General features: G+C 68.2%; 21 protein-coding genes and 2 pseudogenes. 17 read left to right on the plus strand and 6 right to left on the minus strand.

The window, feature by feature from the left end; all coding sequences use genetic code 11:
- Window positions 1–423 precede the first annotated feature (423 nt).
- From ACYU8W_RS03870 to ACYU8W_RS03890, 5 genes are all read left to right on the plus strand, one after another.
- Window positions 424–1,194 (plus strand): C40 family peptidase, encoded by a 771-nt coding sequence (locus ACYU8W_RS03870; RefSeq protein WP_499466798.1) that lies wholly within the window; start codon window positions 424–426, stop codon window positions 1,192–1,194.
- Between the two features lie 652 nt (window positions 1,195–1,846).
- A complete protein-coding gene (locus tag ACYU8W_RS03875; RefSeq protein ID WP_499466800.1) occupies window positions 1,847–2,941 on the plus strand; it encodes a C40 family peptidase in 1,095 nt (364 codons plus the stop codon).
- A gap of 52 nt (window positions 2,942–2,993) precedes the next feature.
- Complete coding sequence (locus ACYU8W_RS03880) at window positions 2,994–4,190, plus strand: peptidoglycan DD-metalloendopeptidase family protein (RefSeq protein WP_499466802.1); 1,197 nt, start codon at window positions 2,994–2,996, stop codon at window positions 4,188–4,190.
- A 373-nt stretch (window positions 4,191–4,563) separates the two neighbouring features.
- Window positions 4,564–7,233 carry a replicative DNA helicase gene (locus ACYU8W_RS03885; RefSeq protein WP_499466804.1) on the plus strand — a complete coding sequence of 890 codons (2,670 nt, stop codon included), beginning with the start codon at window positions 4,564–4,566 and terminating at the stop codon, window positions 7,231–7,233.
- 296 nt (window positions 7,234–7,529) lie between these two features.
- Window positions 7,530–8,105, plus strand: a complete 576-nt coding sequence (locus ACYU8W_RS03890; protein WP_499466805.1) for an OLD family protein — start codon at window positions 7,530–7,532, stop codon at window positions 8,103–8,105.
- A gap of 477 nt (window positions 8,106–8,582) precedes the next feature.
- Here ACYU8W_RS03890 and ACYU8W_RS03895 read toward each other — a convergent pair whose 3' ends face one another.
- From ACYU8W_RS03895 to ACYU8W_RS03905, 3 genes are read right to left on the minus strand one after another with little or no spacing between them, the layout of a single operon-like run.
- Window positions 8,583–9,224: a DUF305 domain-containing protein gene (locus tag ACYU8W_RS03895; RefSeq protein WP_115921506.1), complete on the minus strand. Its 642-nt coding sequence runs from the start codon at window positions 9,222–9,224 to the stop codon at window positions 8,583–8,585.
- A gap of 54 nt (window positions 9,225–9,278) precedes the next feature.
- Window positions 9,279–10,382, minus strand: a complete 1,104-nt coding sequence (locus ACYU8W_RS03900) for a HAMP domain-containing sensor histidine kinase (RefSeq protein WP_499466806.1) — start codon at window positions 10,380–10,382, stop codon at window positions 9,279–9,281.
- Complete coding sequence (locus ACYU8W_RS03905) at window positions 10,379–11,089, minus strand: winged helix-turn-helix domain-containing protein (protein ID WP_141927172.1); 711 nt, start codon at window positions 11,087–11,089, stop codon at window positions 10,379–10,381. Before ACYU8W_RS03905 ends, ACYU8W_RS03900 begins: the two co-directional genes overlap by 4 nt.
- A 157-nt stretch (window positions 11,090–11,246) precedes the next feature.
- On the opposite strand from ACYU8W_RS03905, the gene ACYU8W_RS03910 reads away from it, so the two are divergent.
- From ACYU8W_RS03910 to ACYU8W_RS03945, 8 genes are all read left to right on the plus strand, one after another.
- Window positions 11,247–13,412: a heavy metal translocating P-type ATPase gene (locus ACYU8W_RS03910; RefSeq protein ID WP_499466808.1), complete on the plus strand. Its 2,166-nt coding sequence runs from the start codon at window positions 11,247–11,249 to the stop codon at window positions 13,410–13,412.
- Window positions 13,413–13,452: 40 nt separating this feature from the next.
- Window positions 13,453–13,734, plus strand: a complete 282-nt coding sequence (locus ACYU8W_RS03915; protein WP_499466810.1) for a hypothetical protein — start codon at window positions 13,453–13,455, stop codon at window positions 13,732–13,734.
- Window positions 13,735–13,863: 129 nt separating this feature from the next.
- On the plus strand, window positions 13,864–14,703 hold the full coding sequence (locus ACYU8W_RS03920; protein ID WP_499466812.1) for an RCC1 domain-containing protein: 840 nt from the start codon (window positions 13,864–13,866) through the stop codon (window positions 14,701–14,703).
- A gap of 145 nt (window positions 14,704–14,848) precedes the next feature.
- Window positions 14,849–15,325 carry a MerR family transcriptional regulator gene (locus ACYU8W_RS03925; protein WP_205744797.1) on the plus strand — a complete coding sequence of 159 codons (477 nt, stop codon included), beginning with the start codon at window positions 14,849–14,851 and terminating at the stop codon, window positions 15,323–15,325.
- The gene (locus ACYU8W_RS03930) at window positions 15,322–16,314 is read left to right on the plus strand and encodes an aldo/keto reductase (protein ID WP_499466815.1); all 993 of its coding nucleotides are present in this window, start codon (window positions 15,322–15,324) and stop codon (window positions 16,312–16,314) included. Before ACYU8W_RS03925 ends, ACYU8W_RS03930 begins: the two co-directional genes overlap by 4 nt.
- A complete protein-coding gene (locus ACYU8W_RS03935; RefSeq protein ID WP_499466816.1) occupies window positions 16,314–16,820 on the plus strand; it encodes a cysteine hydrolase family protein in 507 nt (168 codons plus the stop codon). The genes ACYU8W_RS03930 and ACYU8W_RS03935 overlap by 1 nt, the downstream gene beginning before the upstream one ends.
- Before the next feature lie 33 nt (window positions 16,821–16,853).
- A complete protein-coding gene (locus tag ACYU8W_RS03940; protein WP_129627154.1) occupies window positions 16,854–17,186 on the plus strand; it encodes a VOC family protein in 333 nt (110 codons plus the stop codon).
- Between the two features lie 47 nt (window positions 17,187–17,233).
- Window positions 17,234–17,815, plus strand: a complete 582-nt coding sequence (locus ACYU8W_RS03945; protein ID WP_129627157.1) for a TIGR03086 family metal-binding protein — start codon at window positions 17,234–17,236, stop codon at window positions 17,813–17,815.
- A 46-nt stretch (window positions 17,816–17,861) separates the two neighbouring features.
- On the opposite strand, the gene ACYU8W_RS03950 is transcribed toward ACYU8W_RS03945, so the two are convergent.
- The gene (locus ACYU8W_RS03950) at window positions 17,862–19,031 is read right to left on the minus strand and encodes a peptidoglycan-binding domain-containing protein (protein ID WP_499466819.1); all 1,170 of its coding nucleotides are present in this window, start codon (window positions 19,029–19,031) and stop codon (window positions 17,862–17,864) included.
- Between the two features lie 158 nt (window positions 19,032–19,189).
- Here ACYU8W_RS03950 and ACYU8W_RS03955 point away from each other — a divergent pair.
- Window positions 19,190–19,456, plus strand: a pseudogene (locus tag ACYU8W_RS03955) (transposase family protein); the annotation flags it as partial.
- A gap of 200 nt (window positions 19,457–19,656) precedes the next feature.
- Here ACYU8W_RS03955 and ACYU8W_RS03960 read toward each other — a convergent pair.
- Window positions 19,657–20,214, minus strand: a pseudogene (locus tag ACYU8W_RS03960) (Ppx/GppA phosphatase family protein); the annotation flags it as partial.
- A 79-nt stretch (window positions 20,215–20,293) separates the two neighbouring features.
- Between ACYU8W_RS03960 and ACYU8W_RS03965 the strand changes: the two are divergent.
- Window positions 20,294–21,100 carry a DUF3109 family protein gene (locus tag ACYU8W_RS03965; RefSeq protein WP_344910781.1) on the plus strand — a complete coding sequence of 269 codons (807 nt, stop codon included), beginning with the start codon at window positions 20,294–20,296 and terminating at the stop codon, window positions 21,098–21,100.
- Between the two features lie 10 nt (window positions 21,101–21,110).
- Here ACYU8W_RS03965 and ACYU8W_RS03970 read toward each other — a convergent pair whose 3' ends face one another.
- On the minus strand, window positions 21,111–21,728 hold the full coding sequence (locus ACYU8W_RS03970; protein WP_344910784.1) for a DUF3558 domain-containing protein: 618 nt from the start codon (window positions 21,726–21,728) through the stop codon (window positions 21,111–21,113).
- Window positions 21,729–21,925: 197 nt separating this feature from the next.
- On the opposite strand from ACYU8W_RS03970, the gene ACYU8W_RS03975 reads away from it, so the two are divergent.
- Both ACYU8W_RS03975 and radA read left to right on the plus strand, forming a co-directional pair.
- Window positions 21,926–22,627: a class I SAM-dependent methyltransferase gene (locus tag ACYU8W_RS03975; RefSeq protein ID WP_499466822.1), complete on the plus strand. Its 702-nt coding sequence runs from the start codon at window positions 21,926–21,928 to the stop codon at window positions 22,625–22,627.
- Window positions 22,628–22,815: 188 nt separating this feature from the next.
- A complete protein-coding gene (gene radA / locus ACYU8W_RS03980; protein WP_499466824.1) occupies window positions 22,816–24,228 on the plus strand; it encodes a DNA repair protein RadA in 1,413 nt (470 codons plus the stop codon).
- Window positions 24,229–24,264 lie beyond the last annotated feature (36 nt).

Consider the following 24,264-nt stretch of genomic DNA (forward strand, 5'->3'; position numbering starts at 1 on the left):
TGTAGCGGAATCGCGCATGTGGGACACGCTACCGGCCCACCGGGCTGGATGCCATCTCGAATATTGGGATACAAGTATCCCATGATGTGGTCGCTGCGAGAGGGGTGCGGAGGGGGGCTGTTCGGGCGGTTGAGCCGAAGTCCGACATGCCTGCAATGGCGCGGATAATCACGGAATGGTCACGGCCGGGTGGATGACCGTTGAACGACTCCTCGTCGAGGGCCCCGGTGGAGGCCCTGTGGGCAGCCTTGACGAAAATTTTGCCTCCGGTTCGGAACCGAACCGAGTTTCGTGCACAGTAGTGCGGGCGCCACGCTGACTTGGGGGAAGTAGAAGCGCTCAGCAGTACCGCGATCGACCACTTCCGGTCGACCGCTCAGCTTTGTCAACACGTCGTCAAGTGCCGAAGGGTCTTCCCCGCAAATGGGTTCCTACAAGCCTCGCCATCTCAAGCAGGAGCAGAGCGTCGTCTCCTCCATCGTGAGCCGCCGCGGTCTGGCTGTCGCAGCCGCCACCGCAACCGTGGTTCCGGTCGCTCTGTCCGAGTCCGCCAGCGCAGCTCCGGCTCCCGCCGCGGTCGCATCGCCGGCCAAGGCCGCTCCGATCAAGGCCGCCGGTGCCTACAACGTGAGCTACGGCGCACGTGGCTACTGGGTCGAACTGCTCCAGTACCGCCTGCAGCGCAAGGGCTACGCCATCGCGAAGGACCGTTCGTACGGTCCGCAGACCCTCTGGGCGGTCAAGGCGGTTCAGCGCCGCGCCGGCATCTATGCCAACGGTTATGTCGGTGACTCCACCTGGCGTGCCCTCGGTGGTGTGCCCGGCGGCGGGTACGTCTCGCGTAGCGCACCGCGCACGAGCACCAGCGGCTCGTCCATCGTTCGCATCGCGCAGCAGTACCACGGTGTTCCCTACGTCTGGGGCGGCACCACGCCGAACGGCTTCGACTGCTCCGGCTTAACGCAGTACGTCTACCGCAAGGCCGGCAAGAGCATCCCGCGTACCGCCAGTGCCCAGCAGGCCGGCGCACGCCGCGTCTACAGCCCGGTGCCCGGCGACCTGGTCTTCTCCGGTTTCCCGGCGTACCACGTGTCGATCTACGCCGGCAACGGCTACGAGGTGTCCGCGCGTATGCCCGGTACCTCCATCGTCACCAAGAAGATCTGGGGCTACAAGAACTACGGTCGCTACTGATCGTCAGCCCCTGCTCGACATCTCAGCTTGCCCCGCACCTGATCGGTGCGGGGCAAGCTGCGTTTTCGGGCGACGAAGGCCAGCCCTCGCGCTGTGTCGGGAAGTCGTGATGCACGCTTGACCAACCGAATCGTGTGCCGGGACGTCGTTCGACATCGGCGCGTTTGTACGCTCAGGCGTGGTGGCCAAGTCGGCTGTGCGACAACCGAGTTGGCCGTGATCGGGACGCACGCAGGGCCGGCGGAAATTGCTGCGCACATGCTACTTCGTCGACGGTCGACGTCGCCGTGACGTCCGGTATCTCAAGATGCGAGATAATTACAAGAAACCCGTGTTTCGGCGTGTCGTTCGATTCGTCCGTTCGGCGCCCCTGGTACGCGTGCGGCGCCAGATGTCAATGATGGCGCGAAAATGTGCACGTTCAACCACCGTCTTCCGGGTTGCCACTGTTGCCACATACGTCACATGAATCCCATGTGCAAGAACTGACACGCCGCTTTACATCACTCACGACTACCCCAGAACTCCCAGAGCGGGCATAGTCCTTCCGGCAGCCCGTCCCCGGTCCACCGGGACGTCGTCACCCCTGACCGATCAGGAGCGAGCGGCTGACCGAAGACACGTACGACGGACTACGTATCGAGAGGGCCCGATGACGATCACCACGCCTCGGCACCAGAAGCAGCGCCCGGGTCTCCTGGGCAAGGTTGCCGCCCGCAAGTCCCTCGTTCTCGGTGGAACGGCCCTCGCCGTCCCCGCGACGGCTGTCGGCACGATGACAGCCCCGGCGCAAGCCGCTGCGCCGGTTCAGGCAGCGCGACCGGCCGCGACGCCGATCGCCGCGACGCCGGTCAAGACGGCTCCTACGGCTCCGACGAACGTGGTGAGCCTGCGCTACGGCTCGTCCGGTGCGTTAGTGAAGGTCGTCCAGCAGCGGTTGAACATCGTGGTGGACGGCGACTTCGGCCCGGCCACACTGCGTGCGGTGCGTGCTTTCCAGACGCAGAAGAACCTGTATGTCGATGGTGTCGTCGGTCCGGTCACCTGGCAGGCACTGGGTGGCTTCCCCACCTCCGTCACTGCGGAGCCGCCGACCACCCCGGAGCCGCCCGTTCCCCCGGTGACCCCGCCCCCGGTCACGCCTCCTGCGGCCTGCGATGTTACGACCGTCCGCTTCGGCTCGACCGGTGCCGTGGTCGTCGAACTGCAAAGGCGCCTGGGTGGGAACGTTCTTGCCGACGGTGTCTTCGGCCCGGCAACGTTGGCCTCGGTCCGTGCGCTGCAGACGTCCGAGGGTCTGCCGGTCACCGGAGTCGTCGACGACGCGACCTGGGCGGCCATCGGTGGATTCCCCTGCGACATCGCACACCCCCCGACCACCCCCGAACCGCCGGCCGGCGGCACGGTGGGCCAGCGCATCATCGACACCGCCAAGCAGTACCTCGGCATCCCGTACGTGTGGGGCGGAGCGACTCCTTCCGGCGGTTTCGACTGCTCGGGCCTGACGCAGTACGTGTATGCCAAGGTCGGTCTGTCGATCCCGCGCGTGGCCAGCGCGCAGCAGCGCTTCCTGACCAAGGTCAGCACGCCGCAGCCGGGTGACCTCGTCTTCTTCGGTTCGCCTGCTTACCACGTCGGTATCTGGGTGTCCGAAGGAAAGATGATCGCGGCTCCGTACCCGGGCCAGGTCGTTCGTCTGCAGCCGATCTACAACACCCCCACCGGTTTCGGCCGCTTCGTCAGCTGACGAGCCCCCCGACTGCGAACCGTCGCGCCCGACCCCCGAAAGGCTGAACATCTTGCTCCGCACTTCCCCCGCACCCCGCCACCTGAAGCGACGCCCCAACCCGGCGGCCGGTGCCATCACCTCGCCCCGCCTGATGGCCGGAGTCGGTGTCGCCGTCACCGTCCCGACCGGTGCGGCGACGGTGCTGGCGCCAGCAGCAGAAGCGGCCGCTCCGACCGCTGCACCCGCGGCAGCACCCAAGGCAGCACCGTCGGTGGTTCGCACGCCTGCGGCGCAGAACGTCGTCTGGCTGTCGATCGGTTCGGAGGGTGAGCTGGTCAAGACGCTGCAGCAGCGCCTGGGCGGACTGGTCGTCGACGGATCGTTCGGACCGGCGACGCAGAGCCGTCTGATGTCCTACCAGGCGTCCAAGAATTTGTATGTGGACGGACGCGTCGGCCCGGTTACGTGGGCGGCGCTCGGTGGTTTTCCGGGCAAGGCCGGCGAGGGCAAGGTCTGCCGTGTCTCCACGCTGCGTTTCGGCAGCACGGGCGATCTGGTTCGTACCGCGCAGCAGCGCCTGGGTGGGCTGACCGTCGACGGTTCGTTCGGTCCCGCCACGCTGGCCCGGGTGCGTGCATACCAGGCGTCCAAGTCACTCCCTGTGACCGGCACCGTGGACTCGGCCACCTGGCGTGCACTCGACGGCTTCCCGTGTGTGGGTACCGGCGGTCCGACGACCGGGACCGGAACGACGACCACCCCCGGCACCACGACCACCGACACGACCGGACCGGTCACCCGGCCCGTCGGTGACCCGAGCGGTCCGTACCGCATGCCGTGGGCCAAAGGCGGCACGTTCAAGATCACCCAGGGTCCCGGTGGATCCTGGTCGCATCACACCTCCTACAACCGCCACGGCATCGACTTCGGCATGCCGGTCGGCACCCCGCTCGTGGCTTCGCGTGCGGGCGTGGTGCAGGACACCGGGTACACCTCGATGGGCGGCGGCATGTACGTCCGGATCAAGGACGCCTCCGGCGCGTGCCAGGTGTACTTCCACCTGTCGGCGTACCGCGTCGTGGCCGGTCAGCCGATCGCGCAGGGACAGCCCATCGCGACGTCGGGTAACACCGGCAACTCCTCCGGTCCGCACCTGCACTTCGGCCTGATCGACTGCAACACCTGGCGCTCGCACTCGCTTCCGAACTCGGTGGAGCGTGGCACGAACTACACCAGTGGCGTCTTCGTCACCAGCACCAACGGCTGATTCCAGCCCCGGGTCAGGCCCGCACGACCAGCTATCCGGTCGTGCGGGCCGATTCGTGTTCGCACCCTCAGAGGGGGGAACGGATTGTGTCTCACCCAGTGGTACAGCTGTGAACAATCTGTTTCTGCAGGTCAGTGCCGCCTCTCCACGTTATGCACAGGGTTGTCCACAGCCTGTGAGCAATGCTCCACAGCCGGTCACACACGTTGTCCCCAGGTTGCGCACAGGGCGGTGAGCCGACTGTTTGGCGGGTCGGTGAACCGCGTCGTACGGTTCCCTGTCAGCCCGGTGGTGAACAGCGCATGAGGTAGTTGTCGGTGGTGGCTGGTGCAGTGGTGTCGGGAGATCAGACCAGCAGGAAGCAGGGCATGTCGTGGACGATCTGAACCCGGCGTACGCCGACTCGGGTGGCTCCGACCACTCCGGCGGCAACGCGCCCGGCCTCGTTCCGCCGCAGGACCGGCACGCCGAGCAGTCGGTGATCGGCGGCATGCTGATCAGCAAGGACGCCATCGCCGACTCGGCGGAGGTCGTCAACGGCCGCGACTTCTACTTCCCGGCACACGAGATGATCTACGAAGCGGTCATCGACCTGTACGGACGCGGTGAGCCGGCCGACGCGATCACCGTCGCCGACGAACTCGCCAAGCGTGGCGAGTTGCAGCGGGTCGGTGGCCAGCCCTACCTGCACGAGCTGATCCAGTCGGTGCCCACCGCGGCGAACGCCGGGTACTACGCGCAGATCGTCGCCGAGCGGGCGGTGCTGCGCCGACTGGTCGAGGCCGGCACCCGCATCGTGCAGATGGGGCAGTCCGACGGCGGGGGAGACGTCGTCGACGTCATCAATGCGGCGCAGGCGGAGATCTTCGGGGTCACCGCCGGCAAGGACACCGAGGACTACGTGCGCCTGGGCGAGGTGGTCGAGCAGACCGCCGACGAGATCGAGGCCGCGTCCTCGCACGGCGGTCAGATGACCGGTGTGCCCACCGGCTTCCACGATCTCGACACCTTGACCAACGGTCTGCACCCGGGCCAGATGATTGTCATCGCCGCCCGGCCGGCTGTCGGCAAATCGACAATCGGTCTCGACATCGCGCGCGCTGCGTCGATCAAGAACAACATGACCTCGGTCATCTTCAGTCTGGAGATGAGCAAGGTGGAGATCTCGATGCGTCTGCTGTCGGCCGAGGCCGAGATTCAGTTGCAGCACATGCGCAAGGGCACGATGCGCGACGAGGACTGGGCCAAGCTCGCCAAGACGATGGGCCGTATCTCCGACGCTCCTCTGTTCATCGACGACTCACCGAACATGTCGCTGATGGAGATCCGGTCCAAGTGCCGCCGGTTGAAGGAGCGCAACAATCTCAAGCTCGTCGTCATCGACTACTTGCAACTGATGACGTCCGGCAAGAAGGTCGAGTCGCGTCAGCAGGAGGTGTCTGAGTTCTCGCGTGCGCTGAAGCTGCTCGCCAAGGAACTCGAGGTGCCGGTCATCGCGATCTCGCAGCTGAACCGTGGACCGGAGCAGCGCACCGACAAGCGTCCGCAGATGAGCGACCTTCGCGAATCGGGTTGTCTGACGGCCGACTCCCGCATTCTGCGCGCCGACACCGGGGCAGAGATCTCCATCGGTGAGTTGGCTGCATCGGGACAGAAGGACGTCCCGGTCTGGGCCCTGGACGACCGGCAGCGTTTGGTCACTCGGACGATGACGCATGCGTTCTGCAGCGGTGTGAAGCCGGTCTTCCGGTTGACGTTGGCGTCCGGAAAAACGTTGCGGCTCACCGAGAACCACCCCCTCATGTCGTACGACGGATGGCGCGCTCTGGGTGACCTCAAGGAAGGCGACCGGGTCGCCGTCCCGCGGCACGTGCCGGCGCCGGAGAGGTTCGAACCGTGGGACGACACGGCTCGGGTCATTCTGCTCGCGCATCTCATCGGCGACGGGTCCTTTGTGAAGGGTCAACCGCTGCGGTACGCGTCCATCGACGAGGCAAACCTGGAAGTGGTTTCTCGAGCGGCGCTGTCCGCTTTTGGGATCGTCTCGGTGCGAGACGAGTATGCGGCTGCTCGCTGCACGACCTTGCGACTTCGCGCACCGTATCGGCTCGGTCATGGAAAGCGGAACCCGATCGCCGAATGGCTCGACGGACTCGGACTGTTCGGGCTTCGTAGCCACGAGAAATTCGTGCCCGAGTCGATGTTCCATGCTTCGAAGCGTCAGATCGCGTTGTTCATCAACCACATCTGGGCGACCGACGGATCGGTGACCGTCAATAAGTCGAAGTCGGGTGGGCGCATCTACTACGCCTCGGCTTCGCGCCGGCTCGTGGACGACCTGAGCCAGTTGCTGCTGCGGTTCGGCATCTCGACGCGTACGCGGGCGACCCGCAAGGGCGACTACCGCGACGGGTACACGATCGACGTCTCCGGATCGGACAGTCAGCGCCGATTCCTCCAGGAGATCGGGGTGCACGGTGCGCGGTCGGTTCAGGCGGCCGAACTGCTCGGGATCATTCGTGAGAAGCAGAGCAACACCAACGTCGACGCCGTGCCGGTGCAGGTCTGGGACACCGTCAAGCAGGTCATGTCTGATCAGGGGATGACGCACCGTGAGTTCGCCGCGGCCATGGACTCGCAGTTCTGCGGGTCGACCATGTGGAAGCGCGCCCCGAGCCGCGAGCGCCTGGGCCGCGTTGCGGCAGTGCTGGATTCGGCAGACCTCGAACTGTTCGCGATCAACGACGTCATGTGGGACACCGTGAAGTCGGTCGAACTCGACGGTCTGGAGGAGACGTTCGACGCGACCGTGCTCGGCGCCCACAACTTCGTGGCGAACGGAATCAGCGTCCACAACTCCATCGAGCAGGACGCCGACATGGTCATCCTGTTGCACCGTGAAGACCAGACGAACAAGGAGTCCGAGCGCGTCGGCGAGGCGGACGTCATCGTGGCCAAGCACCGTAACGGTCCGACCGACACGATCACGGTGGCGTTCCAGGGCCACTACTCGCGATTCAAGGACATGGCGCAGAACTTCTGAGTTGGTGGCTTGCTGCTGTCGAGATGTCGAGATGCAGCGAACATTGGTCGAATCAGGGTTTGATCAAAGTAGGGGCAGTTTTCAGGTCGTTTTGGCATCGAGAATCGCATAACTTGGAAGTTTGTTCGAGGTGAGAACTGTTCTCGCTGACAAGGGGTCGCGATGTTTCTGCAGGTCAGAAACATGGCGATCGGCGCGGCAGTAGTTATGTAAAGTTACTCGGGCGTACAGCCTGTGAGCTCACGGGTAGGTGCACGGGTAGTCGATGTCGTCGACTACTGGAGCGGGGACGGGGATTGGTCGTCTGGGCATCTGCTGGGACGGTTCAGCCGGTCGGTCGGAAATCGTCGAGCACGCCGCCGACTCCCGACCGACCCAAGGCCGTTCACGAGCTCCGAAAGGTCCTTGATGAGATTGCGCAAGAGCAGCAGGTCGTCATCACAACGCACAGTCCTTTGCTCGTCGGTCGGGGTGATGTCTCGGGGAACATCATCATCCAAGAGAACCGCGCGGTGCAAGCGACATCACTGACTCAGATTCGTGATGTTCTAGGTGTTCGAGTTGCGGACAATCTGCAATCTGCCAATGTCGTGTTGTTGGTGGAGGGGTACGGTGACAAGCGCATCATCACGACATTCTTGAATCGTCGCAGTAAGGCGATTTCATCCGCACTGAGTAATGGGACACTGAGGATCGAGTGCACTACTGGCGCCCCCAATGTCGCCTATCAGTATCGACTGTACTACGACGGTGTGTGCCGTGTACATGCATTGCTGGATAACGACGGGGCTGGTCGCAAAGCATTGGAGGCCTTGGAGAAGGAACCGGGATTCAGGCACCAAGACCCACAGTGGTCTCCGTTGTTGGAATGAACGAGTCCGAAATGGAAGATCTTTTCGTAGAGGAGTATTTTGGTGAACTGATTTTTGAACGGTTCAATGTTGTGCTTCGCGCGGGTGTCACCCACCCGGCAAAGAAGTTTACAGCGAGAATGAAAGACTATTTCTCCGATTCCGGCCAGGCATGGACGAGAAACGTCGGCGATCAGTTGAAAACTCTCGTGGCGGACGGTGTCGAACATGATCCGGATTCCGTCTTGCGGGCCGACAGAACCGGGCCGCTTGACGCACTTGTCAGGGCACCACCAACATCGACACCTTCAACCCGCTGCGCATCGCCGGTCACGAGTGGGCCGACATGTTCGCCGATGTCAGCTCCGCCGACAACTGGGCCGACCGCTGGTCGTACCTGCTGCGCGGGCCGGGCTGGGCCTACGACAAGCGCAAGGCGCGACTGGCTGCCTAGGTCACGAAGGTGGTTGCCTGCTGGTCGGATCCATCCGCAAGAGCTCAGGCCGCGGGGGTCTTCAGCAAGTCCTGCATCGTGCGGATCTCGGCGTTCTGAGCCTTGATGATCGAGTCGGCAAGGCTGCTGACCTCCGGGTTGTCGGTGGTCTTCTTGACGTCGGACGACATCGTGACCGCGCCTTGGTGGTGCTTGACCATCATCGTCAGCCACATCCGGTCGAACGCCGGGCCTGTCGCCTTGCCGAGCATGTCCATGTCCTGCTGCGACATCATTCCGGTCATGTCGCCCGTGCCGCTCATGCCGCTCATGCTGCTCATGTCGTGGCCCGAGTGATCGCCGCCGGTCGGCACGGTCGCGCCCCACGACTTCAGCCACCCGGTCATCGTGTTGATCTCGGGATCCTGTGCCTTCTTGATGGCGGCCGCGAGGCGGGTGACGTCGGCCGAGACGCCCTGCCGGTTGAGCGCCATGTCGGCCATCTGCACCGCCTGGCGGTGGTGCGGGATCATCTGCTGCGCGAACCTGATGTCACCTTGCCTGCCGGCTGCAGTCGCCGGTGACGCGGCCGAGGACATCATCGATCCGTGCCCCGCGGAGTGGCTGCTGTCGTCGCTTCCGCATGCTGTGAGCGTGAGTGCGAGCACGGCGGCGCCGGCGAGGGTGATCGTCGAAAGGTGTTTCATACCAACAAGACTCGTCCACCGATCTGACGTGCGGGTCGAGGTTCTATGGAGCTTTCATGGAGTTGGCAGGGTGATCCGAAAGCGTGCGCCCGTGCCGAACCCGTTGCTGTGCGCCGTGATCGACCCGCCGTGCGCGAGCACCACCGAACGACAGATCGCGAGGCCGATGCCCGCGCCTCCGTGGTCTCGGTCGCGCGCGGTGTCGGTGCGGTAGAACCGTTCGAAAACGTGCGCCAGGTGCTCCTCGCCGATGCCGTCGCCGTCGTCGGCCACCTCGATCGACACTGCCTGGGGCTCGGGTCGGACGGTGACCCGGATTCGTCCGCCGTCCCCCGTGTGTCGCTCCGCGTTGTCGAGCAGGTTCGTCAGCACCTGCTGCAGGCGCAGGCGATCGCCGCGTAGCGTCGTCCCGGACGGCGCGGACACGTCCAGCGTGAGGCCGCGCGCTCTGAGGTGTTCTTGGCGAGGGCCAGTGACCGAAGCGAGCAGCTCGGCGACGTCGATCGGGTTGCGTTCGAGGGTGATCGCGGATTCGTCCGCCCGCGAGATTGCGTTGATATCTCTCGTGAGCCGGTCGAGACGGGTCACCTGTTCGCGCAGCACGGCCGTGAGTTCGTGACCGCTCGTCACGTCGTCGTCGGCCGCGTCGAGGTAGACCTGAATCGTGGCGAGCGGTGTGCGTAACTCGTGGCCGAGATCGGAGAGCATCTGCTGGCGCACCTGCTCGGTGCTGGCGAGCTGGGCCGACATTCGATTGAACGCTGTGCCGACCGCAGCAAGCTCGCTCAGGCGGGTCGGCTGCGCGACCGTCGCCCCGTAGTGGCCGTCCGCGACACGCGTGGCGGCTGAGGCGAGGTCCTGCAGTGGGCCGGTCAGTCGTCGGCCGAGGACGACGGTGACCAGGCCGGCGGCAGCGATGGCTGCGAGGAGTGCGGCCCCCAAGGTGAGGAGCCCCGCGGACCGGAATGCCTCCTCGACGTGGTCGAAGGTGGACCCCGAGGTGTCGGATCCGGCGAGATGCAGATGTTCATGGAACAGGGGCGGGCCGATCACCGCGGCGGCCACCGTGGCGACGACCGCAGTGACACACAGGACAACGGCCTGAGCGATCAGCAGCCAGGTCACCAGGCTTCGAGATCGGCTGCCGACAGTCCTCATGATCCGCTGCCCGCTCGGTAACCGACGCCGCGCACCGTTTCGATGAAGCGTGGATTGGACGCGTCGTCGCCCAGCTTTCGACGCAGGTGCGCGATGTGGGTGTCGACGAGGTGCTCATCGCCCACCCAGTCCACGCCCCAGATGGCTTCGATGAGCGCTCGGCGGTCGAACGCACGTCGTGGTTGGCCCAAGAACGTTGCGAGCAAGTCAAATTCGGTGCGAGTGAGTTGGATCTGCGAGTCGGCGAGGCGTACCTCGCGCGCGTGAGTGTCGACGGTGAGGTCGCCCAGTCGCAGCGTTGCCGCGACTTGTGTGGATGCACCGCGCGGACGACGCAGGAGCACACCCACTCGTGCGACCAGTTCGCGGACGCTGAAAGGCTTGGTCATGTAGTCGTCGGCGCCCACCGAGAGGCCGATCAGGGTGTCGGTCTCGTCGTCCCGAGCGGTGACCATCAAGACCATGCAGTCCGAGAAGGTGCGCACCCGACGACATACCTCGACGCCGTCCAGGCCGGGCAGCCCGAGATCGAGAACGATGACATCGGGCACCCAGTCGCGCGCGGCCGAGACGGCGTCGGTGCCGGTGTGTTCCACGCGCACCCGATGCCCTGCGCGATCGAGGTAATTGGCGATCATGCCGGCCAGGGCCTTTTCGTCGTCAACGACGAGAACCCGCGTCCGGTGGTCATTCGGGGGCGCCTTCATCGGGCCAGTCTCGACCACGGTCGGGTCCGTGGGGGAAGGACCGTGCCGAAGCGATCGACACGTCACACGATCTTCGTGAAATCTCCATGGTTCTCGGGAATGGTGTCGAGCGGTCGTTGGTTGCACGAGGCATGACCAAATACCCCCAGGGGGTATTATGCGAGAGGATGACATGAGTACGGAACCGCAGAACGCCGACCATGAACACCACGGCGCCGTCAGTGCCGAGCAGTCGAGCCAAGAACACGCCGGTCACGCTGGGCATGCCGACCACGCTGGGCATGGCGGACATGGCGGCCACGGCGGCCACGGCGGTCACGGCGACCATGTCGCGATGTTCCGGAGGCTCTTCTGGGGCTCGCTCGTTGTTGCGATTCCCACCGTTCTCCTGTCGCGGATGTTCGCCGACCTCGTCGGCTACGACCTGCCGCACAACGTCCTGATCGACGCCGCCCCGCCGGTGCTCGGCACCGTCCTCTATGTGTGGTTCGGGCGGCCGTTCCTGACCGGTGCCGTCGGCGAGGTCAAGGCGCGTCAGCCCGGCATGATGCTGCTCGTCGCGCTGGCGATCACGGTCGCGTTCGTTGCGTCGTGGGGCGCGACTCTCGGGCTGCTGCCGCACCATCTCGACTTCTGGTGGGAGCTCGCGCTGCTGGTCGTGATCATGCTGCTGGGTCACTGGATCGAGATGCGGTCGCTGGCCCGCACGACGTCGGCTCTCGACTCGCTCGCGGCGTTGCTGCCCGACGAGGCCGAGCGTGTCGACGGCGACGAGATCTCCACCGTTTCGCCGTCCGACCTGCGGGCCGGCGACATCGTCGTCGTCCGCCCGGGCGGCAGCGTGCCGGCCGACGGACGCGTCGTGCAGGGTTCGGCGGCGATGGACGAAGCGATGATCACCGGTGAGTCGCGCACCGTGCGCCGCGAGGTCGGCGACGCGGTGGTGGCCGGCACGATCGCGACCGACTCCGGTCTGCGGGTCGAGGTGACGGCGACGGGCGACCGGACGACGCTCGCCGGCATCCAGAAGTTGGTGGCCGACGCACAGGCGTCGGGTTCGCGGGCGCAGCGGCTGGCCGACACGGCTGCCGGTTGGCTGTTCTGGTTCGCGCTCGGCTCGGCCCTGATCACCTTCGTGGTGTGGGCCCTCGTTGGCCTGCCCGAAGACGGCGTCGTGCGCACGATCACCGTGCTCGTCATCGCCTGCCCGCACGCTCTCGGCCTGGCCATTCCGTTGGTGATCTCGATCGCCACCGAGCGCGCCGCGCGCGCCGGCGTGCTGGTGAAGGACCGCCTCGCGATGGAGTCGATGCGTTCGGTCGACACCGTCCTCTTCGACAAGACCGGCACGCTCACCAAGGGCCAGCCGACGGTCACCGCTGTGCAGCCCGCCGACTTGCAACCGCTCTCCGCCGACGACCTGTTGGCGCTGGCTGCGGCGGCCGAGGCCGACTCCGAACACCCACTCGCCCATGCGATCGTGCGGGCCGCCGAGCAGCACGAGCTCACCGTGCCGAAGGCCGACGGTTTCACCTCCCACCCCGCAGTCGGAGTGTCGGCGGACGTCGACGGACGCACCGTCCGCGTCGGTGGGCCGGCCCTGCTCGATCAGATCGGCGGCGACGAACTCGCCGTCGCGGACGACTGGCGCGAGGAGGGCGCGATCATCCTGCACGTCGTCGTCGACGGTGCGGTGGCCGGTGCGTTGCGCCTGGCCGACGAGATCCGCGAAGAGTCGCGCACCGCGGTGCAAGCGCTGCACGAGCGCAGTGTGCAGGTCGTCATGATCACCGGCGACGCCGAGGCGGTCGCGCACTCCGTGGGCGCCGAGCTCGGCATCGACCGAGTCTTCGCCGGCGTCCGCCCCGAGGACAAGGCGTCGAAGGTGGCCGAGTTGCAGGGCGAGGGACGGAAGGTCGCCATGGTCGGCGACGGCGTCAACGACGCGCCCGCACTGGCCACGGCCGACGTCGGCATCGCGATCGGTGCCGGCACCGACGTGGCGATCGGTTCGGCGGGCATCATCCTGGCGTCCGACGATCCGCGCTCGGTGCTGTCAGTGATCGAGCTGTCGCGTGCGACGTACCGCAAGAGCGTGCAGAACCTCGCGTGGGGCGCCGGTTACAACCTGGTCGCCGTGCCGCTCGCGGCCGGTGTGCTCGCGCCCATCGGTTTCGTGATGCCGATGTCGGTCGGGGCATTGCTGATGTCGGCCTCGACGGTCGTGGTCGCGCTCAACGCTCAGCTGCTGCGCAGGCTCGACCTGCGCCCCGGCTCGACGGCGCCCCAGAAGCACCAGCCGGAGGCGGCCGCGCGGCACTAGGTTGATCGGAGTCCGCACCCGCCCGGCTCGAGGAGTTCGCATGACCACCACCGCAGTCGTCACCGGAGCGTCGAGCGAGGGGCCGTACGCCGCGCTGCTCGACGCCTACCTGGCCCGCACCAAGGTGTCGTTCGCCGCCGCACAGCAGGCCGCCGACGCCGGACGCGCCATCGCCGACGCCGCGACCTCCGACACCTACCGCTTCCGCTGGCAGACCTCCGAGGCCGCCGAACGGTTCGCCGGCATCTCGCTCGCCGACCTCGACGGCAGCCGCGTGCAGGGCGTGACCGCCGGGTGGATCGCACCGAGCGGCTCGGTCTGACACTCGCCGACCTCGACCGCTGCCCTCCTGACCGAATCCGCGCGACAGATGGTCGTTTGCGCCGGTCGAAAGCGACCATCTGTCGCGCCGATTCGAGGGGTGGCTGCGGCCGGCTGACAGGATCGAGTGGTGACCACCATCGCCGCCGGATGCCGCCACTCGGTCGGCGTGCGCCGCGACGGAACCGTGCTGGCCGTCGGGCACGGGGGAGCCGGTGAGCTCGACGTCGGCGACTGGACCACCGTGCAAGCCGTCGCCGCCGGCAACGTGCACACCTTCCGCAACACCGGGCGGTCGCACACCGTCGGGCTGATCGCCGACGGCACGGTGCGCGCCACCGGTTGGAACGGCGACGGCCAGTGCGATGTGGGTTTCTGGTCGAACGTCGTCGGTGTCGCGGCCGGATGGCGGCGCACGCTCGCGGTGCTGGCCGACGGCACCGTCCGAGCCACCGGACGCCGCGACGAAGGCGCATGCGATGTCGACGACTGGGCCGACATCGTGGCTGCGTCGTGCGGCGACTGGCATTCGGTGGGGCTACGGTCCGACGGCTCGGCGGTCGCCGTCGGCGCCGACCGCCGCGGACAGTGCGCGGTCGAGACGTGGCGCGACCTGGCCGCAGTGGCAGCCGGCTACCTGCACACCCTCGGACTCACTCGAGCCGGTCGCGTGGTGGCCGCGGGCGCTCCGTCGGCCGGTTTGCGCGAGGTGCACGAGTGGCGCGACGTCACCGCGATCGCAGCCGGCAGCCACCACTGCGTCGCACTCACATCGTCCGGACGCGTCGTCGCGGCCGGTGACAACAGCGCCGGGCAGTGCGACGTCGGCGACTGGACCGGCATCGTCGCGATCGCCGCCGGATCGCAGCACACCATCGGCCGGCGCAGCGACGGCATCGCGCTCGCGGCCGGCTGCAGAGATGACGGCCGGTGCGACGTGGTGGGGTGGACCGACCTGCGCCTGCCCTGACCCGCCCGCCCGCCCTCCTCACCGAATCCGCGCGACAGATGGTCGTTTGCGCCGGGCACAAGCGGCCACCTGTCGCGCCGAATCCAGGGTGTGGGCGCTGCAGGTTACTTGCGCTGGAGTGCACTCCAGCACGTACGTTCGACGCATGGAGCTCGTCGAGGCAACCGAAGACCGAGAGATCGGCATCGCGGAGATGGCGCAGATGTCGGGTCTGACCCCGGACACGCTGCGCTGGTACGAGAAGGAAGGCATGCTGCCGCCGGTCGGTCGCGGCGTCGACGGACGGCGCGCCTACAGCGGTCGTGACCGTGACCTCGTCCGGTTGCTGGCCGCACTGCGTGCGACCGGTATGCCGACCTCGCTGATGAAGGAGTTCGTCGCGTTGATCGCCGAGGGCGCTGCGAGTCACGGCCGTCGCATCGACGTCCTGCAGGAGTCGCGCGAACGCCTGGAATCGCGCCGCCGCGAGATCGACGAAGCGCTGGCCGCTCTCGACGCCAAGGTCGACCACTATCGGCAGCTGATCGACGCCGGCCTCGACTGCGACAACCGTCCCGTTGCGGCGTCGGTGCGCCGACTCCAACGCTCCACCGACCGCACACTCACCAAGGAGATCTCTTGAACACCAGGCGAATTCCCGCCTTGAGTCGCGACACGGCTGCGATCGGTCTCGGCTGCATGGGCATGTCGTGGGCCTACAACACGCCCGAGTCGGCCGACCCGCGCGCGGCCGCCGTCGTGATCCACGGCGCGCTCGACCGCGGGATCACCCTGCTCGACACCAGCGACGCCTACGCGGCCGGCCACAACGAGCAACTCGTCGGGCAAGCAATCGCCGGACGCCGCGACGAGGCGATCGTCGCGACCAAGGGTGGGCTCGTCTCCAGTTACGTCGAGGGCAAGCCGCACCTCGAGCGCAACGGCCGACCCGACCATCTGCGCGCCGCGATCGATGCCAGCCTGGAGCGCCTCGGCGTCGACCGGATCGACCTCTATTACCTGCACCGGGTCGACCCCTCCGTTCCGCTCGAGGAGAGCTGGGGTGCTCTTGCCGACGCGGTGGCGTCCGGGAAGGTGGCGGCGATCGGTCTGAGCGAGGTCACGGTCGAGCAGGCCGACCTGGCCCATCGGCTCCACCCGGTGGCGGCGGTCCAGTCGGAGCTGTCGCTCTGGACCCGCGACGCGCTGGGTGAGGGCACGAACTCCGACGGCGCGAGCAGCGGCGATGTCGTCTCGTGGTGTGCCGATCACGACGCTGTCTTCGTGCCGTTCTCCCCACTCGGACGCGGCTTCCTCACGGGCAAGCTCGACGTGAATACGTTGCCCGACAACGATTTTCGAGCAGGTCTGCCGCGCTTCTCGGGTGACAGCGCGCGCCAGAACGAGCGCATCGTCGAGGTCGTACGGGACGTCGCGCGCCGGCACTCCTGCAGCCCGGCGACGATCGCGCTCGCGTGGGTGTTGGCGCAGGGCGAACACGTGATCCCGATCCCCGGCACGACGAAGCTCGGCCGACTCGACGAAAACCTGGCCGCGGCCGCGATCGACCTGACGGAGCAAGACCTGCAGTCGCTGGACAACCTGCCGGCAGCAACGGGATCGCGCTACTGATGGGCGCTACGGCGCTGCTCGAGGTCGACTTCCAAGGCTGGATCGTCGACCTCGCGCACGACCGCACAGTGACGAAACGGGCAAGAGCCACCAGGGACCATTGGCGAGCACAGGGCGCGTCGGTGTTCTGCCTGCGCTACCTCGATGCTGGTGACGGACCGAGGGCCGATCCGACGAGTCGCGACGCCGCGTTCGACCCGGCGCTGGCGCCCGAGCCCGGCGACATCGTGCTCAGCAAGGCGACGCGCAACGCGTTTGACAACCCTGACCTGCATGCCAACCTGCAACTGCGCGCCGTCCGCAATGTCGTCATCGACGGACTGCTCACCGGCCACGGCGTTTTCGTCGCCGCAATCTCGGCTCATCGACTCGGTTACGACGTGACCGTGGTGGGTGATGCGTGCGCGTCGTCGACCCTCCGCGATCACGATCGTGCGCTGGCGGCGATGCGCGCCGAGGGCATCCGAGTCGCTCCGGCCGCGCGGATTCGAGGATGCGTCGGCTGACCGCGCGCCGGTCGACGGTGGGAGCATCGACGGATGGAAGCCGACCTCTTCGCCGGTGTCGCCGTGAGTGACCGCGACCGTGCCGTCGAGTGGTTCGACCGGTTGCTGGGCGAGGTCGAGTCGTTCGAGCCGAACAGCGACGAATGGGTCTGGACCATCGCCGAACACAGGCACCTCTACGTCGACGTCCGCCCCGAGCAGGCGGGGCACTCGATGGTCACCCTGTTCGTCGACGACCTCGACCGGTTCGTGCAGGAAGCAACCGCGCGCGGTGTCGAGCCGGAGTCGCAGGAGATGTACGACAACGGGGTGCGCAAGACCATCTACCGCGACCCCGACGGCAACGAGATCGGCGTCGGCGGCTGAACCGCGAGGCCTGTTGCGATCGTGCTCGCTGTGGGAGCGTGGGCGTCATGGACACTCGGCCCGACCTGCTCCCGTCCGCCCACCGCCTCACCGGTCTGCTCGACGGAGTCACCGATGATCACCTCGCGCGGCCCACGCCGTGCGAAGGGCGCACCGTCTCCCAGTTGCTCGCCCACATCGACGGCCTCACCGCGGCTTTCCGTGCCGCCGCCGACAAGGACTTCGGTCCGCTCACCGACACCAACCCGGACGCGGGCGGCTGGCCCGAGGCGCCGTCCGGCTGGCGCGAGCAGATCCCGGCCCGCGCCGACGCCCTCGCGCAGGCCTGGGTCGCGCCCGACGCATGGGACGGCATGACCAGGGCCGGCGGAGTCGAGTTGCCCGCCGAGGTCATGGGATTGGTCGCCCTCGGTGAAGTGACGCTGCACGGGTGGGATCTCGCCAAGGCCACCGGCCAGAACTTCGACGTCGACGACGCGACGCTCGCCGTCCTGTCGGGCTACGTGCAGGGCTTCGACACCGGCGGCACGCCGGGCATCTTCGGTCCGGCGGTGGAGGTCGGCGACGACGCCACCGAGTTGGACCGGGTGCTCGCGCGGGCCGGGCGCGACCCGCAGTGGCAGGCCTAGGGCTCGGAGCCGGCACGGCCCCGAGGCCCCGTTGCGCCACAAGCGATCAGCCCGCCAGCATTCCGCTGACCAGCGCCTGCCAGGTGAGGGTGCCGCACACGCCGTCCGCCGTGATGTTCGGGACGTCGGCGTGCACCGCCTGCTGGAAGGCCCGCACCGCGCTCTGCGTGAGTGGGCCGTACTGCCCGTCGACCGCGAGTTCGGTGGCCGGGTTGCCCGACAGGTTGCGGAAGTTTATCTCCACCTGCACTCCCTTGACGGCCGAGCCGCGGCTGCCAGACCGGCACGTGATGATCACGTGCGACCAGGTGATCGGGCCGACGATGCCGTCGACGGTGAGGCCGGCACCCTGCTGGAAGTGCCGCACCGCTGCGTCGGTCAGCGCACCGAACGAGCCGTCGGCGGTCAAGGTCGCACCGTGCGCGTTGAGCAGATGCTGCAGCGTCGGCACAGGATGACCGTTCGCGCCGCGGCGCAGCACGGGCCACGGCTGCAGGTTGCTCGGGACCACCGTCGTCGGCTGCCGCACCCACGCCTCGTGGGTGATGTTGACCATCGACGGGTGGTCGATGATGCCGATCGAGTTCCAGGTGAACAACGCGTACGCGGGTGCGTTCGGGTCGACACCTGCGGGCACGGCCACGTGCAACTGCGACGCGAGCCAACCGGTCGTGCCGTAGCCGAACAGCGACACGCAGTGGTCCTCGTTCGAGTCGGGCTGGAAGCCCGTGCCGAACCACCCGTTGCTGCCGCCGGTGGTCGGCCAGGCGGTGTCGAGCTGGTCGGCCGCGACACCGATCTTCACCGGGCCCTGGGTGATCGCGCCGCGCAGCGCTGACGCGTTCGTCCAGTCGACCGCGAGGTGAGCGCCGTCGTCGTAGACGGTGCTGCCGCGACGGAAACCGTCGTGCTGCATCCAGGTGAGTACGTCGGGCAGGTACGCACCCTCGAGCACACCGTGCGAGGTCGCCCAGCCGATCACCTCGGCGTCGGTGATGAAGATCTCCGGGTTGTGGCATGCCCTGGCGAACGCCTCCTCGGCGGTCACGCAGTCGCCGTGAACATCGTTGCCCCACATGGAAATCTGGGCCGGCACAGTGAGGAACTGCAGCGGCGCGGCCACCGGCGGCGCGAACGCCCGGGCGGCGGCGAGCACGTGCCGCGGGGTCGGGAGAGCACCGCGTCGGCGGGCGGGTGCGGCGGTCTGGTCGGACATCGTGAATCCCCTTTCGGTGCCTCGTGATCGAGGCACAACTGGCTCTTCGCCGTTGAGCGTGGGTGAGTAGGCGGCGCGCCGAGTGGGGTGCGGTGGGTGTGGGTCGAGGTCCTTGAGGATCAGAGGACTTCTACCTCCCTGACCGCAAGGACCTCGACATGGATGAGCCTACGTTCTGCTGCGGCGCTGCCGGCGGCTACTGCGACCGGTGTGACCTGCTCGTTGATCTGCCCGGGTTGCACGTGATCGGCGTTGAGCACGACACCGCCGGCCGGGTGGTCGTGACGGTCGAGTCAGCACCAGGACCGGTCGGGTGCCCGGCATGCGGGGTGGTCGCGATCGGGCACGGCCGGGACGTGGTGACCTTGGTCGACGCACCCTGTTTCGGGCGACCGGTCCGAGTGCGGTGGCGTAAGCGACGCTGGCGATGCCTGGAACCTTCCTGTCCCCGCACGGTGTTCGTCGAACAGGACGACCGGGTTGCGGCGCCACGGGCCAAGCTGACCACGCGTGCGTGTTGGTGGGCGATCGCTCAGATCCGACGTGAGCACGCCAGTGTCAACGGGATCCGCCGGCAGCTCGGCACCGGGTGGCGCACGGGGTGGCGCACCGTGTGGGAATCGATCCGGCCCCTGCGCCGCACCCGGCGCACGACGTCGGCGGCCGGAGGGTCGCCCGGCAGCAGCCGCGACACCCGGCCGGCCCCGAGCGGGAGGCTGATCGCGGCGTCCGGCTCCTCGTCGATCCCCGTCGCCAGCTCGAGGCTGCCACCGCCGATGTCGAGGCAGAGCAACCGGCCGCTGGACCAGCCGTACCACCGTCGCGCGGCGAGGAACGTCAGGCGCGCCTCGTCGGCGCCGGAGAGCACCTGGAGGTCGACGCCGGTCTCCTCCCGCACCTGACGCAACACGGTGTCGCCGTTCGGCGCCTCGCGAATCGCGCTGGTGGCAAAGGCAAGAAGGTCCTCGATGCCCTCGTCCTCGGCAATCGTCAGGCACTCGCCGACGAACGCCACGAGGTTCTTGGCGGCGTGCTCGTCGATGCTGCCGTCGGGCTCGGTGTGCTCGGACAGGCGCAGCGCGATCTTGTGTGACGACGCCGGGAACGGGCGCGCCCCGCGATGGGCATCGACCACCAGGAGGTGCACCGTGTTGGATCCGACGTCGATGACCCCAAGGCGCATGGATTCACAGTAGCGACCGCCGCGCGCCGCGCCGCGACCGAACCGGCGGCGCCACGCCGAGGGAACTACCCTCGCGGAGGTGACCGAGATGCCGTACGACGGCCCGCGGACGTGGGCGGAGTTCACCAACCCGGACGACCCGGGTGAGCGGTTCCGCTGCGACCTCACCTGGCTGACCTCCAGCTGGACGTGCATCTTCGGCGCCGGGTGCCGGGGGATCTACGCCGACGCGCCCGACTTCGGGTGCTGCACCCTCGGCGCCCACTTCAGTGACAAGGCCGACGTCAAGAACGTCAAACGGGTCGTCGCCGAGCTCGGGCCGGACGAGTGGCAGTACTACGACGAGGGCCACGGCCCGGACGGATGGCGGGAGAAGGAGGACGGCGAGACCAAGACGCGGGTCGTCGACGGCGCCTGCATCTTCCACAACCGGCCCGGGTTTCCGGCCGGCGCCGGCTGCGCGCTGCACCAGCACGCACTCGCCGAAGGGGTCGAGCCCCACACGATGAAGCCGGACGTGTGCTGGCAGCTGCCGATCCGGCGCACCTTCCGCACGGTCGAGTTTCCCGACGACTCCTCCTACCTGGAGATCTCGATCGGCGAGTACGACCGCCGCGGGTGGGGACCCGGCGGCCACGACCTCGACTGGTACTGCTCCAGCAACCCGGAGGCGCACGTCGGCAAGGATCCGGTCTACGCCTCCAACCGCGGCGAGCTGGTGCACCTGATGGGTGAGCACGCGTACGCGCTGCTCGTCGAGCACTGCGAGGCACACCTCGCGGCGGTCCGGGCGGCGCGACGGCCCGGCGGGCGGAAGCTGTTGCCGCTCCTCGTGCATCCCGCGACCGCCGCGGCGGAGAAGCAGAACCGCCGCCGGTTCGCCTGACCGAGAAGGCTCAGGGCAGCTTGCCGTCGATGGCGCGACCGAGGGCCTCGACCTTCGTACGCAGCCGCGCCTCGTCGGCCGAGGACAGGTCGCCGCCCTTGGGGTTGTCGTTGTCCACTCGGACGAGAGTGGTGCCGTGCAGGAAGACAAGCTCGGGACCCCGCGCCGGGCCGGCGAGCCTCCAGTAGGAACCGCTCCCGATCGCCGGACCAGGCACCTTGTCGTTGAAGAAGAGGCCTTGCTTCAGCTCGGCATGCTTGGCCTTGGCCTTCGCCGGGTCGGTGATCACGGTGACCGACACCATCGTGGAGCCGCCGGCGTTCCAGTAGCAGGTGGCCTCGCCCGGCTTGTCCATCATGCCCGCCCGGTGCGAGGTCGCCGGCTTGCTGGAGGCCGCATTGACCTGTGCGTCGGTGAGCAGGCTGCACGCATCGACCGATCCCGCGGTGGACGCGCCCGACCCACTCGGATCGGCCGCGGTCGTCGGCGCCGACGACGTGGGGCTGTCCGCCGCGGACGAGGAGGTGCTCGTCGTGCCAGGGCTCGCCGTCGTCCCTGACGACCCAGCCTCATCACTGCCCCCGGAACATGCGGACAGCAGCATCGCCGTCGCCCCCACCCCAGCCATGGCCCTGACCCCACGACGCGTGATGCGCGTACGCAACCCTCTCGACATGCTGTTGTCCTTCGTCCAGGTCGGCCCCCGCCGACTCCCCCCGTCGCCGAGCTCCCCGCCCCGCGACGATCCTGACCGATGCCAGGACCCTTAGTGTATGGCCCATGGCCCGGGCCCACCGTCGATCTCGCGAAACCTGACGGATTCCGGTGGCGGCGCGGCGAGAGGGAGGGGTCATCCCCTCTCCCAACATCTGGGAGCACCCTGAGGCGTACGAGCTGGAGAACCGCTCGGTCGACCCGGACGGGGTGCTCGACGTCGCGATGCGGGCGGTCCGCGACTGGGCGGGGCTGCGGGTGCTCGACATCGGCTGCGGGAGCGGCTTCCACCTCCCCTCCTTCTCCCGCACCGCCGCGTCGGTGGTCGGAGTCGAGCCGCACCCACCCCTGGTCGCGGCGGCGCGGCGCCGCGTCGGCCCGGTGCCGAACGTCGAGGTCCGGCACGGGCTCGCCCAGGAGCTGCCCGTCGCCGACGGCTCAGTCGACGTCGCGCACGCGCGGTGGGCGTACTTCTTCGGGCCCGGCTGCGAGCCCGGGCTGGCCGAGCTGGAGCGGGTCATGGCGCCCGGCGGAGTCGCGTTCCTCATCGACAACGACGCGACGCGCTCCACCTTCGGCGGGTGGTTCCGGCGGGCGCTGCCTTCGTACGATCCCGTTGCCGTGCAACGGTTCTGGGACGATCAGGGGTTCGCCACCGTCCCGCTGCTGATCCGCTGGCAGATGGCCTCCCGCGCCGACTTCAAGCGGGTGGTGCGGATCGAGTTCGCCCCGCGGCTGGCCCGCGCGATCCTGCGCGAGCACCCGGGGACCGCCGTCGACTACGCCGTCGCGCTGCGCTGGCGGAAGTACTGACCCGTGAGCGAGATGCTGGGGCCTGCTCCGCCCGTCCGTCGAGCGAGCCCGACGGGGTGGCAGTTCGAGCTCAGCGTGGACACCCACCACCGGAACGCCGCGGATTCGGGTCTTGAGCGCGTCTGAACTGCCACCCGGTCGGGCACGTCCTGGCACGAGTGTCGGTGCCCTCGCCTAGCGTTCTCGCCATGGCTTCGAAGTCCCGCTCCCGCGCCACCTACAAGTGCTCCGACTGCGGCTGGACCACCGTCAAGTGGGTCGGCCGCTGCGGCGAGTGCCAGGCGTGGGGCACGGTGACCGAAGCCGGCTCGGCCCCGGTGCGCACCGCGCCCGCGCGGGTGATCGAGCGGCCGGCGCAGCCGATCGGCGAGATCGACGTGACCCGGTCCGAGGCGCGGTCGACGGGCGTCGGAGAGTTCGACCGGGTGCTGGGCGGGGGGCTGGTGCCCGGCGCGGTGGTGCTGGTGGCGGGCGAGCCCGGGATCGGCAAGTCGACGCTGCTGCTCGACGTCGCCGCCCGCGCGGCCCGGGAGTCGCGTGACGTGCTCTACGTCAGCGGCGAGGAATCCGCCGCCCAGGTGCGCATGCGCGCCGAGCGGATCGAGGCTCTGGCCCGCACCCTCTACCTCGCCAGTGAGACCGACCTCGCCACCGTGCTGGCCCAGATCGACCAGGTGGAGCCGGACCTGGTCGTCATCGACTCCGTGCAGACCATCGCGAGCGCCGAGATCGAAGGCGCCGCAGGCAACGTCGCGCAGGTCCGCGAGGTCGCGGCGTCGGTGATCCAGCACGCCAAGGCGCGCAACATCGCGGTCATGCTGGTCGGTCACGTCACCAAGGACGGCGCGATCGCCGGGCCCCGGGTGCTGGAGCACCTCGTCGACGTGGTGATCCAGTTCGAGGGCGAGCGGCACTCCCGGCTCCGCCTGGTGCGCGCCCTCAAGAACCGGTTCGGGCCCACCGACGAGGTGGGCTGCTTCGACCTGTCCGAGGTCGGCATCGTCGGCCTGCCCGACCCGAGCGGGCTGTTCCTGTCGCGCCGCGACCAGCCGGTGAGCGGCACCTGCGTGACGGTGAGCCTGGAGGGCCGGCGTCCGCTCGTCGCGGAGGTGCAGGCCCTGCTCGCGCCGTCCGGCGGCGGGTCGCCCCGGCGGACCACGAGCGGGATCGACTCCTCGCGCGCCGCGATGATCCTCGCGGTGCTCGATCAGCGGGAGGGCGCCAGGGTGCGCGACCACGACTGCTACGTCTCCACCGTCGGCGGCGTCCGCATGGCCGAGCCCTCGACCGATCTGGCGATCGCGCTCGCCCTGGTCAGCGCGGGCTCCGGCCAGCCGCTGCCGCCCGGCTGCATCGCGATCGGTGAGATCGGCCTGGCGGGCGAGCTGCGCAGTGTGGGCGGCATCCCCCGCCGTCTGGCGGAGGCCGCGCGCATCGGGTTCGTGCGGGCCATCGTGCCGACCGGTTCGCTCGGCAACGAGCCGACGCCGCGCGGCATGACGGTGCGCGAGGTCGACAACCTCGCGGCGGCCGTACGCCTCGTCGAGGGAGCGTCGGCGTCCGCGGCGGCCGACGTCGAAGGAGCCGGGCCGGCCGCCTGACTGCGTCCGGCGCATCGCGTCGTCCGCCGCACCGAC

Source organism: Yimella radicis (genome assembly GCF_054778255.1).

What these genes read in the sequence shown, in the direction of transcription:
- ACYU8W_RS03910 (WP_499466808.1), top strand. Translation starts at nt 11,247, where the DNA reads ATGCGAGAGGATGACATGAGTACGGAACCGCAGAACGCCGACCATGAA.
- ACYU8W_RS03970 (WP_344910784.1), bottom strand. Translation starts at nt 21,728, where the DNA reads ATGGCTGGGGTGGGGGCGACGGCGATGCTGCTGTCCGCATGTTCCGGG.
- ACYU8W_RS03900 (WP_499466806.1), bottom strand. Translation starts at nt 10,382, where the DNA reads ATGAGGACTGTCGGCAGCCGATCTCGAAGCCTGGTGACCTGGCTGCTG.
- ACYU8W_RS03940 (WP_129627154.1), top strand. Translation starts at nt 16,854, where the DNA reads ATGGAAGCCGACCTCTTCGCCGGTGTCGCCGTGAGTGACCGCGACCGT.
- ACYU8W_RS03935 (WP_499466816.1), top strand. Translation starts at nt 16,314, where the DNA reads ATGGGCGCTACGGCGCTGCTCGAGGTCGACTTCCAAGGCTGGATCGTC.
- radA (WP_499466824.1), top strand. Translation starts at nt 22,816, where the DNA reads ATGGCTTCGAAGTCCCGCTCCCGCGCCACCTACAAGTGCTCCGACTGC.
- ACYU8W_RS03925 (WP_205744797.1), top strand. Translation starts at nt 14,849, where the DNA reads ATGGAGCTCGTCGAGGCAACCGAAGACCGAGAGATCGGCATCGCGGAG.
- ACYU8W_RS03905 (WP_141927172.1), bottom strand. Translation starts at nt 11,089, where the DNA reads ATGAAGGCGCCCCCGAATGACCACCGGACGCGGGTTCTCGTCGTTGAC.
- ACYU8W_RS03950 (WP_499466819.1), bottom strand. Translation starts at nt 19,031, where the DNA reads ATGTCCGACCAGACCGCCGCACCCGCCCGCCGACGCGGTGCTCTCCCG.
- ACYU8W_RS03895 (WP_115921506.1), bottom strand. Translation starts at nt 9,224, where the DNA reads ATGAAACACCTTTCGACGATCACCCTCGCCGGCGCCGCCGTGCTCGCA.
- ACYU8W_RS03875 (WP_499466800.1), top strand. Translation starts at nt 1,847, where the DNA reads ATGACGATCACCACGCCTCGGCACCAGAAGCAGCGCCCGGGTCTCCTG.
- ACYU8W_RS03945 (WP_129627157.1), top strand. Translation starts at nt 17,234, where the DNA reads ATGGACACTCGGCCCGACCTGCTCCCGTCCGCCCACCGCCTCACCGGT.
- ACYU8W_RS03915 (WP_499466810.1), top strand. Translation starts at nt 13,453, where the DNA reads ATGACCACCACCGCAGTCGTCACCGGAGCGTCGAGCGAGGGGCCGTAC.
- ACYU8W_RS03870 (WP_499466798.1), top strand. Translation starts at nt 424, where the DNA reads ATGGGTTCCTACAAGCCTCGCCATCTCAAGCAGGAGCAGAGCGTCGTC.